12 protein-coding genes are annotated in these 13,706 nt (G+C 63.7%); 1 reads left to right on the top strand and 11 read right to left on the bottom strand.

All coding sequences use genetic code 11. The features are described from left to right. Together AUJ55_02010 and AUJ55_02005 are read right to left on the bottom strand one after the other, a co-directional pair. On the bottom strand, nucleotides 1-300 hold the full coding sequence (locus AUJ55_02010) for a hypothetical protein (protein ID OIO60502.1): 300 nt from the start codon (nucleotides 298-300) through the stop codon (nucleotides 1-3). Nucleotides 301-304: 4 nt separating this feature from the next. Next, the gene (locus tag AUJ55_02005) at nucleotides 305-526 is read right to left on the bottom strand and encodes a hypothetical protein (GenBank protein ID OIO60501.1); all 222 of its coding nucleotides are present in this window, start codon (nucleotides 524-526) and stop codon (nucleotides 305-307) included. A 415-nt stretch (nucleotides 527-941) separates the two neighbouring features. Between AUJ55_02005 and AUJ55_02000 the strand changes: the two genes are divergently transcribed. Continuing rightward, nucleotides 942-2,759, top strand: a complete 1,818-nt coding sequence (locus AUJ55_02000) for a GTP-binding protein TypA (GenBank protein OIO60500.1) — start codon at nucleotides 942-944, stop codon at nucleotides 2,757-2,759. An 88-nt stretch (nucleotides 2,760-2,847) separates the two neighbouring features. On the opposite strand, the gene AUJ55_01995 is transcribed toward AUJ55_02000, so the two are convergent. The 9 genes from AUJ55_01995 to AUJ55_01955 all read right to left on the bottom strand — a co-directional run bounded on the left by AUJ55_01995 (nucleotide 2,848) and on the right by AUJ55_01955 (nucleotide 12,959). Continuing rightward, nucleotides 2,848-3,450 (bottom strand): dephospho-CoA kinase, encoded by a 603-nt coding sequence (locus AUJ55_01995; GenBank protein ID OIO60499.1) that lies wholly within the window; start codon nucleotides 3,448-3,450, stop codon nucleotides 2,848-2,850. Further along, the gene (locus tag AUJ55_01990) at nucleotides 3,450-4,148 is read right to left on the bottom strand and encodes a hypothetical protein (protein OIO60498.1); all 699 of its coding nucleotides are present in this window, start codon (nucleotides 4,146-4,148) and stop codon (nucleotides 3,450-3,452) included. The genes AUJ55_01995 and AUJ55_01990 overlap by 1 nt, the downstream gene beginning before the upstream one ends. Continuing rightward, nucleotides 4,145-4,918 carry a hypothetical protein gene (locus AUJ55_01985; protein ID OIO60497.1) on the bottom strand — a complete coding sequence of 258 codons (774 nt, stop codon included), beginning with the start codon at nucleotides 4,916-4,918 and terminating at the stop codon, nucleotides 4,145-4,147. The genes AUJ55_01990 and AUJ55_01985 overlap by 4 nt, the downstream gene beginning before the upstream one ends. 1 nt (nucleotide 4,919) lies before the next feature. Further along, nucleotides 4,920-6,251, bottom strand: a complete 1,332-nt coding sequence (locus tag AUJ55_01980; protein OIO60496.1) for a hypothetical protein — start codon at nucleotides 6,249-6,251, stop codon at nucleotides 4,920-4,922. 24 nt (nucleotides 6,252-6,275) lie between these two features. Then, nucleotides 6,276-7,880 (bottom strand): hypothetical protein, encoded by a 1,605-nt coding sequence (locus AUJ55_01975; protein OIO60495.1) that lies wholly within the window; start codon nucleotides 7,878-7,880, stop codon nucleotides 6,276-6,278. A 25-nt stretch (nucleotides 7,881-7,905) separates the two neighbouring features. Continuing rightward, the gene (locus tag AUJ55_01970) at nucleotides 7,906-9,111 is read right to left on the bottom strand and encodes a pilus assembly protein PilC (protein OIO60494.1); all 1,206 of its coding nucleotides are present in this window, start codon (nucleotides 9,109-9,111) and stop codon (nucleotides 7,906-7,908) included. A gap of 265 nt (nucleotides 9,112-9,376) precedes the next feature. Beyond that, the gene (locus AUJ55_01965; GenBank protein ID OIO60493.1) at nucleotides 9,377-11,077 is read right to left on the bottom strand and encodes a type IV-A pilus assembly ATPase PilB; all 1,701 of its coding nucleotides are present in this window, start codon (nucleotides 11,075-11,077) and stop codon (nucleotides 9,377-9,379) included. Beyond that, nucleotides 11,074-11,964 (bottom strand): shikimate dehydrogenase, encoded by an 891-nt coding sequence (locus AUJ55_01960; GenBank protein OIO60492.1) that lies wholly within the window; start codon nucleotides 11,962-11,964, stop codon nucleotides 11,074-11,076. The genes AUJ55_01965 and AUJ55_01960 overlap by 4 nt, the downstream gene beginning before the upstream one ends. Beyond that, nucleotides 11,961-12,959, bottom strand: a complete 999-nt coding sequence (locus tag AUJ55_01955) for a glycerol-3-phosphate dehydrogenase (GenBank protein ID OIO60491.1) — start codon at nucleotides 12,957-12,959, stop codon at nucleotides 11,961-11,963. The genes AUJ55_01960 and AUJ55_01955 overlap by 4 nt, the downstream gene beginning before the upstream one ends. Nucleotides 12,960-13,706 lie beyond the last annotated feature (747 nt).

Genomic DNA, 13,706 nt, shown 5'->3' with positions numbered 1-13,706 from the left:
TTACAAGGGGGGCAGACCGCGACGCGAGGTGTGCCAAAGGGCAAGCACCACCAATTCCTTTTGTTGGGCGCGGTAGTAGAGGTAGTAACGGATGCGTCCCAGATTCAGCCGTCGTACCCCGACCAGTGGGACGTTGGCGATGGGTGTTCCGGCTCCAGGCTGGCGCAGCAGAAGGTCGAATGCGGCTTCAAGGTCGTCGGTGAAGGCGTGGGGGGCGAGGGGACGGTGCTGCATCCACCAAGCCGCCGCCGTTTCGATCTGCGCGGCGGCACGTCGGGTGATTCGCAGCCGAAGCGACACGGCTTTAACCGGCGCGTCTCAGGCGGGCGAGCAGTTCCTCGGCGGAGATGGTATCGCCCCGCTCCGCTTCGGCGATGGCTTCAAGCAATTCCGCCTCCTCGGCAGGGGAGAGGGTGATGGCCGACTCGTCTTCGTGGGAGATGATCGTGACCACCTCGCCCTCGCTTAACGACAGCCCCTCGACCACCACCTTACCTCCGACAACCTTACCCGTGGCGATTTGCATGGTTTGCACCTCCGGCATGAAGGGGATGGAATGTCGCGACCTTAGGGCTGCGAGGGTGGGAATTCAACTGGGGCGGACCGGAAAAGTGGCATGTCAAGACGCGACCATGTTCCGTTTCTGGTTAGTGAGCGAGTGGCGTAGCCGTGCTTACGTTCAAGCGATCAAAAACTCCGGTGCGGCCCGAGAACAAGCGAGGGCGGGATGAAATTTATGAGAAGGTCGGGTTAGAGTCATAAGGGGAGGGGGGAAGAAAACTGCGGCCAGGGTACGGTGTCAGGTGAATGCCGTCGTACACAAACCAGATTCCACCTTTCCCAATCTTCACAAGCATTTGCCCGCCTCTTCGACTATGATCCCGCCCCATTTTGCCGGACCCCACGTCCGACCCCCCGATTTTCTTAGGATTTAGGCCGTCATGAACCCCTCGCAGCTGCGCAACATCGCCATCATCGCCCACGTTGACCACGGCAAAACCACCCTGGTCGATGCCATGCTCAAACAGTCGCGTTCCGTCGCCGCCCACCAGCAGGTGGCGGAGCGGGCCATGGACTCCATGGACCTCGAAAAGGAGCGGGGCATCACGATTCTCTCCAAGACCACCTCGGTCGACTGGGAAGACATCCGGGTGCAGATCGTCGACACCCCCGGCCACGCCGACTTTGGTGGCGAGGTGGAGCGGGTGATGTCGATGGTCGATGGCTGCCTGCTGCTGGTCGACGCCTGCGAAGGGCCGATGCCCCAGACCCGCTTCGTGCTGACCAAGGCGCTGGCTCGTGGTCTGCGCCCCATCGTGGTGGTCAACAAGGTCGACCGCCCCTGCGCCCGTCCCGACTGGGTGATCGATCAGGTCTTCGATCTCTTCGTCGCGCTGGGCGCCACCGACGAGCAGTGCGACTTCCCGGTGATCTATGGCGCGGCCCGCGATGGTTGGATGGCCGAGAGCGCCGATGCGGGCGGCGGCGATTTGCAGCCTTTGTTCCGGATGATTTCCCGCCACGTTCCCTCCCCCGGAGGCGATCCCGAGGGCCCCTTCCGCATGCAGGTGGTGACCTTGGGTTCCGATCCCCATCTGGGGCTGCTGGCGGTGGGCCGCATCGACCGGGGCACCGTCAAAACCGGCACCCAGGTGAAGGTTTGTGGCTTGGCCCGCGAGGCCAATGGCCGCGTCGTTCAGGTGATGACCAGCCAGGGGTTGGCCCGCACCGCCGTTGAGTCGGCCGGCGCCGGTGAGATCGTTTCGATTTCGGGGATCTTCGTCGAGGTGGGGGAGACCCTGTGTTCGCCCGAAGCGGTCGAGCCCCATCCCCCCATCGCGGTCGACGCCCCGACCCTGACCATGGAGTTCATGGTCAACGACTCCCCCTTGGCGGGTCGTGAAGGCAAGTTCGTGACCTCGCGGCAGATTCGCGACCGCCTGATTAAAGAGGCGACGGTCAACGTGGCGTTGAAGGTCGAAGACACCGACCGTCCCGAGGTTTTCAAGGTGCACGGTCGCGGCGAGCTGCATTTGTCGGTCTTGATCGAGACGATGCGCCGCGAAGGGTTCGAGCTGGCGGTCAGCCGCCCCCGGGTGATCATCCGGGTCAACGACCAGACCGGCGTGCGTGAAGAGCCCTACGAAGAGCTGACCGTCGACGTCCCCGACACCAAGTCGGGCCCCGTGATGGAGCTACTCGGCCCCCGGCGCGCCGAGATGAAAGAGATGACCCCCTTGACTGTGGGTCAGATACGGATGGTCTTCGACGTCCCGGCCCGTGGCCTGCTCGGTCTGACCACCGACATGCTCACCGCCACTCAGGGTGAGGCTCAGATGAGCCACATCTTCAGCCACTACGGCCCCTACCTCGGCCCCTTGCCGACCCGCGCCCACGGGGTGCAGATCTCCGGCTTCGATGGCGAGACGGTCGCCTTTGCCTTGTGGAACCTTGAAGACCGTGGCCGCCACTTCGTTGGCCCCGGCGAGCAGGTTTACGAGGGGATGCTGATCGGGCTGCACACCCGCGACAACGATCTGGTGGTGAACCCCTTGAAGGGGAAGAAGCTGACCAACATGCGGGCCTCGGGCACCGACGAAGCGGTCCGTTTGACCCCCAAGATCGAGCTCAATCTGGAGCGGGCCATCGAGCTGATCGGCGACGACGAGCTGGTCGAGGTCACCCCTAAGACCATTCGCCTGCGCAAACGCTTCTTGCTTGAGCACGAGCGTAAGCGGGCCCACAAGGCCGCCGAATAAGGTCGCCGGGTTTAGCGCCGCAATGAAAAAGGCCGGGAGCGATCCCGGCCTTTTTTTATGTGGGGCGTGTGGGTCTTCAATGGGGGACTCAATCCGGCGCAAACCGGGCGATCAACCCCTCAACCTGCCGTCGCAAAGCCTCAAGCCCCCCCCGATTGTCGATGACCAAGTCGGCATGCAGCCGTTTTTCGGCCAGCCCCATCTGCCGCGCCAGCAGTCCCCGCGCCTGGGTTTCATCCATCCCTCGCGCCACCGCCCGACGCACGGCGCGCTCTTCATCCACATCGACCACCACCAAGGTATGGCAACGGGTGTGGCTGCCCGCCTCGATCATCAAGGGGGCGCTGCGGACCACGAGGGTGTCGGGGTTGGCTTTTGCGGCGGCGGCGATGAGCGCCTCTTCAAAAGCGAAAATCAAGGGGTGAAGGATTGCCTCGACCTGGGCTTGAACCTGGGGGGATTGGATCAGCATTTCTCGTAACTTGGCCCGATCCAATCCGCCATCGGGGTGCAGGATGTCCGCCCCGAAGGCGGCGACCAGCGCCGCCAAGCCTGCGCTGCCTGGCGCAACCACGGCGCGGGCCGCCCGATCGGCGTCGCAGACCACCCATCCCGCCTCGGCCAGCATCCGCTCCACCGTGCTTTTGCCCGAGGCGAGCCCTCCGGTCAGGCCGACGACGGTGACCGCCATCAGGGGGCTTTCTCGTTCGGGGTGGGGGGTGGAGTCGGGTCGGCGTCGCCAGGGAGGGGGTCGGGGATTGCGGGGGGCGGTTCCTCGATCACCGGCTTGGGGGGCCACCAGCCAGGGGTCAAGCCGTCGGCCCGCCCCTCGGCGTTGTAATGGATCTCGACCGTGGCCCAATGCCAAGTCGGCGACTCCTCTTGGTTTGCCGGGGGGATGTCGGTTTCCGCGTTCGTTCCAGGGTCGTTCTGGGGCGGGTTGTCCTCAAGGGCAAGAGGGAAGGGGACTGAATCGTCGGAAGGGGTGGGCGTTGGTTCAGGGGCACTCTCCAGCGGGTAACGCAGCGCCAGCAGCCGGTAGTCGGAGGCGCGCAGCACCAGCACCGGCCGGTGCTCATCCCACAGCGTTCCGCCGATGATGAGCACCTCGCCGTCGCTGGGGTCGAAGTCGCGAAAGGCGGCATTGAAATCCATCCCCCAGCTGTCGAGCAGCCCCATCCAGCCCCCCCAATCCCCCTGGCCGAGCAACACCTTAAACGGTTCGGGCAGGTCGGTGGCGACGGTGGGATGGGTGCGCTGGTGCATCATCGCCCGGTGCAGCAGGTGCATGTTTTCGACGCTGTCGGCGCGGGCCGGAGCGAAGGGGGTGTTCAGCCCCAATCCAAGCAAGGCGAGCAGCAGGGCCCATGAGCGCAGAGCGGAATTCATGATCCGAAGCCCGGCATCCAGGGTGACCAAGGACCGTCGACCAGCAGCACAATCAAGGCCCCCAGGGCGAGGAAGGGTCCGAAGGGGATCATCCGCCCCTTTTCGCCCTTGGTAGCGGCCATGATGCCGATGGCGATCACCGATCCGGCGATGGAGCCGGCCATCAAAGCCCAGATCGCCCCCATCGGCCCGAGAAATCCCCCCAGCATCCCCAGCAATTTGATGTCGCCCAGCCCCATCCCCTCCTGTTTGCGGATTACCCCGTAGAGCCAGCGGATGAAGGCGGGGACGCCGCCTCCGATGAGGATGCCGAGCAGACATTGTTGCCATTCGATCCAGTCGGTCAGCCAAGGCGCAATCGCCGCAACCACGATGCCGGGATAGGTGATGACATTGGGCAGGATCATGTGATCCAGGTCGATGAAGGTCAGAACCACCAAGGAGCTGAACAGCATCGCCATCATCAACGCCACCCAGGGATCGCCGAAACGCAGCGCCGCAGCGGCCCAAAGCAGCCCGTTAAGCCCCTCGACCAGTGGATAGCGCCAGGCGATGGGGTGGCCGCAGTTGCGGCATTTGCCCCGCAAAATCAACCAGCTCAGGATCGGAATGTTGTCGTACCAGGCGATTCGATTGGCGCAGCTGGGACAGCGCGAGGGGGGGGTGACGATGGAGATCCCCTCGGGCAGACGGTAGATCACCACGTTGAGGAAGCTGCCGATCAGCAGACCAAACACCGGGAAGACGAAGATCAAATCGAGTTGGGCCACTTCAGTCTTGATCCTCGAATTTTTTCAGGCGATAGCGGAAGGAGCGGAAGGTCAGCCCCAGCAGAGCGGCGGCGTTTTGCTTGTGGCCGCCGGTGATTTTCAGCGCCTCGGAGAGGTAGTGGTATTCGATGCGGTCGAGCAGCTTTTCGAGATCCATCCCCTCCTCTTTCAGGGGGGGGAGCCCCAACTCCCCGGCCTGCACCGGATCGAGCCCTTCCCCCATCGGGGGGATCAGGCGACCGGGGGTCATGGCGGCCAGCCGCTCCAGGGTGTTTTCGAGCTCGCGCACGTTGCCGGGCCAGGGGCGATTTTGCAGCTGAGCCATCAGTTCGGGGGAGGCGATACGGTCGGGGCCACCCCGGTCCCTGATTTTTTGCAGGATGTGATGGACCAGCAGCGGGATGTCGTCGCGCCGCTCGCTCAACGGGGGTAGATGCAGTTCGATGACGTTGAGCCGGAAGAAGAGGTCTTCGCGGAAGCGTCCCTGCCGCACCAGTTCGCCCAGGTTGCGGTGGGTGGCGGCGATGATGCGCACGTCGACCAAGCGATCCTTGGTGCCGCCGACCGGGCGGATGGTCCGCTCTTGCAACAGCCGCAGCATTTTGACCTGGGCCGGTAGGGGCAGATCGCCGATTTCGTCGAGGAAGAGGGTCCCCCCCTCGGCGGCGGCGACCAAACCGGGGCGGTCCCGGTCGGCCCCCGAGAAGGCACCGCGCATGTGGCCGAAGAGCTCCGATTCGACCAGCTCCGAGGGAATGGCGCCGCAGTTGATGGGGATAAACGGCCCTTTGTTGCGTGGTGAGATGGCATGCAGGGTTTGGGCGACCAGCTCTTTGCCCGAGCCGGTGGGGCCGGTAATCAACAGCGCCGTTTGTCCCCGAGCCGCCGGAACCATGGCGTTGAACAGCCCCCGCATGGCGGGGCTGCGCCCGATCAAGGGGCCGAAGCGGTCTGAATCGTCGACCGTTTCTTGGGGGATATCACCGCCGCTGCTTTCGATCTGATCCAAGGCCGAGAGGAGTGAACCGGGATCGAGCGGTTTGATCAGGCAGGCGCGGCACCCGACCTCATAAGCTCGGTTGAGAATCTCGGGCGAGGCGTAGGCGGTCATCAGGATCATTTGGTCGGCGGGGACGATGTTGAGCAGCTCCAACCCCTCGCCGTCGGGCAGGCGCAGGTCGGTGATGACCGCTCCGGCGGGGTGGTGGTGCCACAGTTCGCGGGCCTGGGCCAGCGTCCCGGCTTCGCGCACCTCGTGCCCCGCCCGTTGCAGGGAACGGGTGAGGAGTTTGCGCAGGTTGGGTTCGTCGTCGACGAGAATGAGATCGGCCATGGCTCGATTGTGGTTAGGGTCGGCTCAGGAGACAACCGGCGTTGTCGCTGATGGGGGGGGAGGGGGCCAGGTCATGATAAAACGGGCGCCGCCACCGGGACGGTCGGTGGCCTCAATCCTGCCATGCCCCGCTTCGACGATGCTGGCAACCACCGATAATCCCAGGCCGGTACCGCTGGTGCGGCCCGAGACGAAGGGCTCGAAGACCTTGGAACGCACCTTGGGGGGAATCCCGGGGCCGTCGTCTTCGACGATCAAGGTTGGCCCCTCCGCCCCCATTTCGGCCCGGATCCACAGATTGTGCAGTTCGGGGGTGAGCTCGCGGGCATTGCGGGCCATGTTCCACAAGATCTGGGCGGCGCTGTCTTCGTTGAGCGGTAGCGACAGTTCTGGGTCGATCTCGGCATGCAGGGTCATGCGGGCGCCGAAGGCTTGGCGAATCGACTCCAGCGTTCGGGTCAACAGTGGTCCTGCCGGTTCAAAGGGGTGGCCGCGATGGGGGCGCGAGAGGAAGAGGTATTGATCGACCAGGCGGCTGAGGCGGGCGACCTCGGCGTGGATGATTTGCGACAGCTCCAGCCGTTCCTCCTCGGTATCGGTGTGTTGAATGAGGTGCGCCCCTTGGTCGATGGTGGCCAGGGGATTGCGGATTTCGTGGGCCAATGCCGCCGACATCTGCCCCAGCCAAGCCAGTTGTTCGCTGCGTTTGAGCAGGGCGGTCTGCTGCCGCTGCAAGGTCAGATCGAAAATCAGGATCAATCGCCAACCCTGCAACACCGGGGCAATGACGATCCGCTCCTCGAAGAGGTTGTCGCCCACAAAACGGCCCCGCTCCTCCTCCAACCAATTGCGTCCGCTGGAATGGTGGTCGCACATGGCGGCCAACTGGGGGTCGAGGTTGAAGAGGGATTGACCGATGGGGGAGGGAAAAAGGGCCAAGGCGGCGGGATTGGCAAAGCGGATGACGCCTTGCGCGTCGATGGCCAGGGTCGCCTGGGGGGAGTGGTCGAGAATGGCCGCCTGAATGCTCACCAGGCGGTCTTGTTCGCGTAGCGCCTGGCGCGCCTCCCATTCGGCTTTGTTGGCTCGCTCCGACAAAGTGCCGGCCAGCAGGGCGATCAAGACCAGCCCCAGCAATTGAATCAGCAGGCCACGCACGAACGAAACGCTGATCCAGTCGGCCCCGGCGAGGTCGGCCCAGATGATCCCGACCAGGGCGACCCCCGCCCCCAGGGCGGCCCATAACGCCAGCCTACGTCCGCCAAGGAAGGCGGCAACCGCGACCTCCAGGCCGAAAAGAAAGCGGTAATAAGAATCAACTTGGCCGCTGACGATTTGCAACAGGGCGATAAAGACCAGGTCGCCCGCGACCTGCACGATGGCGTTCAGCTGGGGGGAGCGCCCCTGGTTGAGCCAGAAGGCGTGCATGATGGTGAAGAGGAACAGCGCCACCGCCAGGGCGCTGTAGGTGCTCAGCCACCCCAGCGCAGGGATCTCTTGGGGGGCATTCCTTGAGATCGCCAGCAGGGCGATGCCCAAAATCAGTCGGTAGAGGACCAGCCGTTTCAGACGCGGAACGAGTCCGGCGGCGATGAGATCGCCGCCGGACTCGTTGGGGTGGGGACGCACTCCGGGGCTCAAGGCTGGGTGACGATCAATCGCCGACGATCGCGCCCATCTGGAAGACGGGGAGGTACATGGCGACGACCAAGCCGCCGATGACCACGCCGAGGAAGGCCATAATCAGCGGTTCGAGCAGCGAGGTCAGACCGTCGACCGCGGTGTCGACCTCCTCTTCGTAGAAGTCGGCCACCTTGCCCAGCATCGAATCGATGGCGCCGGTCTGCTCGCCGATCTGAATCATCTGAATGACCATCGGGGGGAAGACCCCAGTGTCGCGCAGGGGGTCGGTCAGGGTTTTCCCTTCGCTGATGGCGGCCCGTGCCTTGAAAATCGCCTCTTCGAGGATCAGGTTGCCGGAGGTGACGGCGACCGTCTCAAGGGTTTCGAGCATGGGGACGCCGGCCGCCAGCATGGTCGACATGGTGGATGAGAAACGGGCAATCGCTGCCTTGCGGATGATGTCGCCCAATACCGGGGCATTGAGCATCAGTTTGTCCGCCTTGTAGCGCCCCTTGGGGGTTTTGACGATGGCTTTGACGGCAAAAACAAGCAGGACGGGGGCACCGAAGACGACGTACCAGTATTCCACCATCATATCGGAGAGGTTCATGACGAACTGGGTGGGGGCGGGCAGCGCGGCGCCGAAGTCCTTGAACATCTCCCCGAACTTGGGGATCACGAAAATCAGCAGCACGGCGGTAACGATGAAGGCGACCACGATCACCGCGATGGGGTAGAACATCGCCGATTTGATCTTCTTTTTAAGCTTGGCCGCCTTTTCTTTGTAGACCGCCAGCCGATTGAGGATGTTGTCGAGAATACCCCCCTTCTCACCGGCGGCGACCAGGTTGACGAAGAGGTTATCGAAGACGTCAGGTTTTTTGCGCAGCGCCTCGGAGAAGGTCATCCCCTCTTCGATGTCGCGCTTAAGGCTGAGCAAAACGTTTTGCATCCCTTTGCCCGGGGTTCCCCCCGCCACCAGTTCGAGCCCCTGAATCAAAGGCAGGCCCGCGTTGATCATGGTGGCCAGCTGGCGGGTGAAAATCACCAACTCTTCTGCAGAGACCTTATCGCCGCCGCCGAACAGCACGATCTCCTTGGGCTTCTTCTTCACCTTGGTTGGGTTGATGCCCTGACGACGCAAGGTCGCACGGATGGCGGTCTCGGAGACCGACTCAAGCTCCCCCTTCACCACCGATCCGCTGCGGTCTTTGCCCTGCCATTCGTACATTGCCATGTTCAACTCCCCTTTGGGTGGTCGCGCTAGGCGACGGGCCACCCCTTTGGTTGCTTAAGGTAAGCGCCGATTGATGAAGCGCTTGCAAGCAGCCCAGGGATGGGCTGCCAAAGTGGCGCGCTGTCGTGGGAGGCGACCCCGTCGCCGAATCTGTCGTAGGAGGCGACCCCGTCGCCGAAGCGCTTCTGATTTTGCACGCGAAGCAAAAGCCACCGCCGCCTCGGGGCGCCTACTTTTGGTTTTTCAGCGTTTCCTTAATAAGGCGTCAATCGTCGGCCAAGGTCACACGCAAGGCCTCTTCCAGGGTTGTCACCCCTTCGGTGACCTTGCGCAGTGCCGCTTGTCGCAAAGTGGGAATTCCGAGGCTCTGAGAAATCTTGCCGATCTCGTCGGCGTTGGCGCCTCTAAGGACCGCCTCGCGGATTTGCGGAAACATCGGCATCACCTGGTAGAAGCCGACCCGCCCTTTATACCCGGTGCCGTTGCACCTGGGGCATCCCTTACCGTGCCAGGCTTTGAACGCCTCGACCTCATCCTCCTTGACCCCGGCGTTGATCAGCGCCGCCGCTGGGATTTCGACGAGCTCCTTGCATTCACTGCAAATGCGTCGTCCCAAACGTTGTGCGGTGATCAGGTTGACCGCCGAGGCGACCAAGAAGGATTCGATCCCCATGTTTTGCAAACGGGTGATGGTCGAGGGGGCGTCGTTGGTGTGCAGGGTGGAGAGGACCATGTGGCCGGTCAATGCCGCTTTGACGCCAATTTCGGCGGTTTCGAGGTCGCGGATCTCACCGATGAGGATGATGTCGGGATCCTGGCGCAGGAAGGAGCGCAGCGCGGCCGAGAAGGTTAGACCGATGTCGGCGTGGACGTTGACCTGGTTGATCCCCATGAAGTTGAACTCGACCGGATCCTCGGCGGTGGAGATGTTCACGTCGGGGGAGTTGAGTTCCGACAGGGCCGAGTAGAGGGCCACCGTCTTACCCGAGCCGGTGGGGCCGGTGACCAGCACCATGCCGTAGGGCTCGTGAATCGCTTTTTGCAGGTAGGCCAGCGGCTCGGGGTCGTAGCCGAGCTTGGCCATGTCGAGCATCAGGTTGCTCGGATCGAGCAGGCGCAGCACCGCTTTCTCGCCGAAGAGGGTCGGCAAAATGGAAACGCGGAAGTCGACCGTCTTTTTGGCCGAAATCTTGAGTTTAATACGACCATCCTGGGGCAAGCGGCGCTCAGAAATGTCGAGTTTCGCCAAAATCTTGATGCGGGAGATGATGCCGTCCTTGAGTTGCAGCGGGGGGCGGATCATCTCGTGCATCACCCCGTCGATCCGGTACCGCACCCGCAGCACCTTCTCGTAGGGCTCGATGTGAATATCTGAGGCGCCCCGCTTGATGGCGTCGAGCAGAATGAACTGGGTGATCTTGACCACCGGAGCCTGATCGGTAGCCCGGGCCAGCTCGTCGACTGAGAACTCCTGAGTGGTATCGACCACTTGGACATCCTCGGCCCCCAATTCGGCCACCACGTCGTCGAGCAAGGCGTTTTGATCGCCGTAAAGCCGTGAAATGGTGGCGTTGATCTCCCCCTCTTTGGCCAGCACCACCTGAATATTGAAGCCGGTCGCGAATTTCAGGTCGTCGAGCGCCGCCAGGTTGTAGGGGTCGGCGGTGGCGACCACCAGGGTCGAGCCCTGCCGGGCGAAGGGGATCAGGGTGTACTTGCGGACGATCTCGGGCTTAATCAAAGCCAAGGTTTCGGAAGGGGGGTCAAAGCTGCTCAGTTCGACCAGGGGGCGACGGGAGATCTTCGATAAAAACTGCACCATCGTATCTTCAGTGGCATAGCCGAGTTTGGCGATGGCCGCCATCAGCCCCTCGCCCCCCAGTTTGGCCTCTTTAATCGCCTCGATCAGCTGCTCGTCGGAGATCAGCTTGCCGCGGACGAAAACTTGTCCTAAACGCTCGTTCACGACGGTGTTGCCTCCTTCGGTGTCGATGCAAGTTCGGCACGCAGCCAATCCAAGGTGGGGGTAGGGTTGGGGGTGACGCCGGTCCAGCGCTCGAACGAGGCGGCCCCTTGGCCGACCAGCATTCCCAGGCCGTCGATGGCCCTCAAGCCCCGCATCCTGGCATCACGGACCAGCGGGGTCCCCTGGCGATGGTAAACGATGTCGACGACCCAGGCCTGCGAGGGCAGCAGGGTCCAATCGATCTCGGGCAACACCTCGCCGTGCAACCCCAAGGCGGTGGCGTTGAGCATCAGGGTGGTTTCGGGCAGACGACGACGCAGGTGTGCAGACTCCCACATCCCCACGGTTACGTCGAGACCCAGTGCCGCCTTAGCCCAAGCGGCTAAGTGTGAGCCCCGCTTGGGATCGCGGTTGATGATTTCGACCCGGCGCACCCCCTCCTGGGCCAGCGCCGACAGCACCCCACGGCTTGCCCCCCCGGCGCCGAAGAGCAGCGCTTGCTCCGGCAAACGGTCCGGCCCCTCGTGGCGCAGGCTCCAACGCAGACCCAGCCCATCGGTGTTGTCGCCGCGCCACCCCTTCTCGGTGCGGATCAGGGTGTTGACCGCCCCCAGCCGCTGCGCCTCGGGGGTCAGGTCGTCGAGCAAGGAGACCAGCGCCTCTTTATGGGGGATGGTGGCGTTGAGTCCCTGCACCCCTGCCGCCCATAGCCCCTTGATCCCCGAAGCCAGATGATCGGGATGAAGCGGGAATGGCAGATAGCGGCCGTCGATCCCGGCTTGGTGCAAAAAGCGGTTTTGGAACCGGGGCGAGAGGGAGTGGGCGACCGGATCGCCGATGATGCCGAAGACTTGGGTCGCGCCGTTGATCGGCGTGGGATGGCTCACAGCTGGTCCTCATCCTTGAGGGGACGGGCGAAGAGCCCCTCGACCGCCCGCTGCGGATCGATGCCGTGGTGCAGAATGTGGTAGACCGCCGAGCAGATCGGCAGCTCGACATTGGCCATCTTGGCCAGCCGCTCCACCGCGATGCTGGTCTTCACCCCTTCGGCCACCGAGGTGCGCCCTGCCATGATTTGCGCCAGGGTCTCCCCCTGCCCGATGCGCAGCCCCACGCTGCGGTTGCGCGACAGATCGCCGGTGCAGGTCAGCACCAGATCCCCCATTCCGGCCAGTCCCGCGAAGGTCTCCCGCTGCCCCCCCAACGCGACCCCGAGGCGGGTCAGTTCGTGCAGTCCTCGGGTAATCAAGGCGGCTCGGGCGTTGTGGCCGAAGCCCAGTCCGTCGCAAATTCCGGCGGCGATGGCGATGACGTTTTTCAGCGACCCCCCCACCTCGACCCCGACCACGTCGCTGCTGCGGTAGGCACGCAGGTTTTCCCCCGAGAAGAGATGCTGCACCACCCCGGCGGCGAGGGGATCGCTGCCCGCTACGGTGAGCAGGGTCGGCTGGCGGCCCGCCACCTCTTGGGCAAACGAGGGGCCAGAGACCACGGTCAGGCGACGGGCAGGGATGTTGAGTTCTTCCATCAACACCTGGTGCATCAGCCGCAGGCGCTCCTCTTCGATCCCCTTGGTGGCGCAGGCGACCAACGCCTCGGAGGGGAGAAAGGGGGCCGCTTGGGCGGCGACCTCGGCCGTGACGAAGGAGGGGGTGACAAAAACGGCGACGCGGCAGTCGCGCAGCGCCTCGCGCAGATCGGGGGTGGCCACGACGGTGTCGGGGATGTGGTAACCCGGCAGATAGACCGGGTTTTCCCGATCCTGGTTGATCGCCATGGCGATTTTCGGCTCAAAGGACCAGAGGCTGACACGATTGCCCAAACGCCCCAGATGGATGGCGATGGCGGTGCCCCAACTGCCTGCGCCGATGACCGCGATCATGAGGACTCCTCTTTGTTTTTTATTGTGGTGTTGTAGAAGCAGACCGAGGTCCGCGAACGTGCAAAGCCCAAGCGGCAACAACCCGGCCTCGCCGGTTCGGCGACGGGGTCGCCTCCTACGAGAACAACCCGATGTTGGGTTTTCGTAGGAGCGGTCCCTGACCGCGAATGGGGGGCGACTCCTTCCCCTTGACCTGCGCCCGCACCCAAGGGCATCGGCCCAGCCCCCTTCCGCAGCAGGATCGAACCGCCCTTCTAACCTGGTCTTCGAGCGAACCGCCCCGGCTTCGCTTCGGCGACGGGGTCGCCTCCTACAAGAACGGCCCGATGTCGGGTTTTCGTAGGAGCGGTCCCTGACCGCGAATGGGGGGCGACCTCCTTACCTTGACCTGCGCCCGCACCCAAGGGCATCGGCCCAGCCCCTTCCGCCGCAAGATCGAACCGCCCTTCTAACCTGATCTTCGAGCGAACCGCCCCGGCTTCGCTTCGGCGACGGGGTCGCCTCCTACGAGAACAACCCGATGTTGGGTTTTCGTAGGAGCGGTCCCTGACCGCGAATGGGGGGCGACCTCCTTACCTTGACCTGCGCCCGCACCCAAGGGCATCGGCCCAGCCCCTTCCGCCGCAAGATCGAACCGCCCTTCTAACCTGATCTTCGAGCGAACCGCCCCGGCTTCGCTTCGGCGACGGGGTCGCCTCCTACGAGAACAACCCGATGTTGGGTTTTCGTAGGAGCGGTCCCTGACCG

The organism is Proteobacteria bacterium CG1_02_64_396, assembly GCA_001872725.1.
Taxonomy (GTDB): Bacteria; Pseudomonadota; MNWR01; order CG1-02-64-396; family CG1-02-64-396; genus CG1-02-64-396.
This window is presented reverse-complemented; position numbering and strand designations above follow the sequence as displayed.

What these genes read in the sequence shown, in the direction of transcription:
- AUJ55_01970 (OIO60494.1), bottom strand. Translation starts at nt 9,111, where the DNA reads ATGGCAATGTACGAATGGCAGGGCAAAGACCGCAGCGGATCGGTGGTG.
- AUJ55_02000 (OIO60500.1), top strand. Translation starts at nt 942, where the DNA reads ATGAACCCCTCGCAGCTGCGCAACATCGCCATCATCGCCCACGTTGAC.
- AUJ55_01980 (OIO60496.1), bottom strand. Translation starts at nt 6,251, where the DNA reads ATGGCCGATCTCATTCTCGTCGACGACGAACCCAACCTGCGCAAACTC.
- AUJ55_01990 (OIO60498.1), bottom strand. Translation starts at nt 4,148, where the DNA reads ATGAATTCCGCTCTGCGCTCATGGGCCCTGCTGCTCGCCTTGCTTGGA.
- AUJ55_01995 (OIO60499.1), bottom strand. Translation starts at nt 3,450, where the DNA reads ATGGCGGTCACCGTCGTCGGCCTGACCGGAGGGCTCGCCTCGGGCAAA.
- AUJ55_02005 (OIO60501.1), bottom strand. Translation starts at nt 526, where the DNA reads ATGCAAATCGCCACGGGTAAGGTTGTCGGAGGTAAGGTGGTGGTCGAG.
- AUJ55_01955 (OIO60491.1), bottom strand. Translation starts at nt 12,959, where the DNA reads ATGATCGCGGTCATCGGCGCAGGCAGTTGGGGCACCGCCATCGCCATC.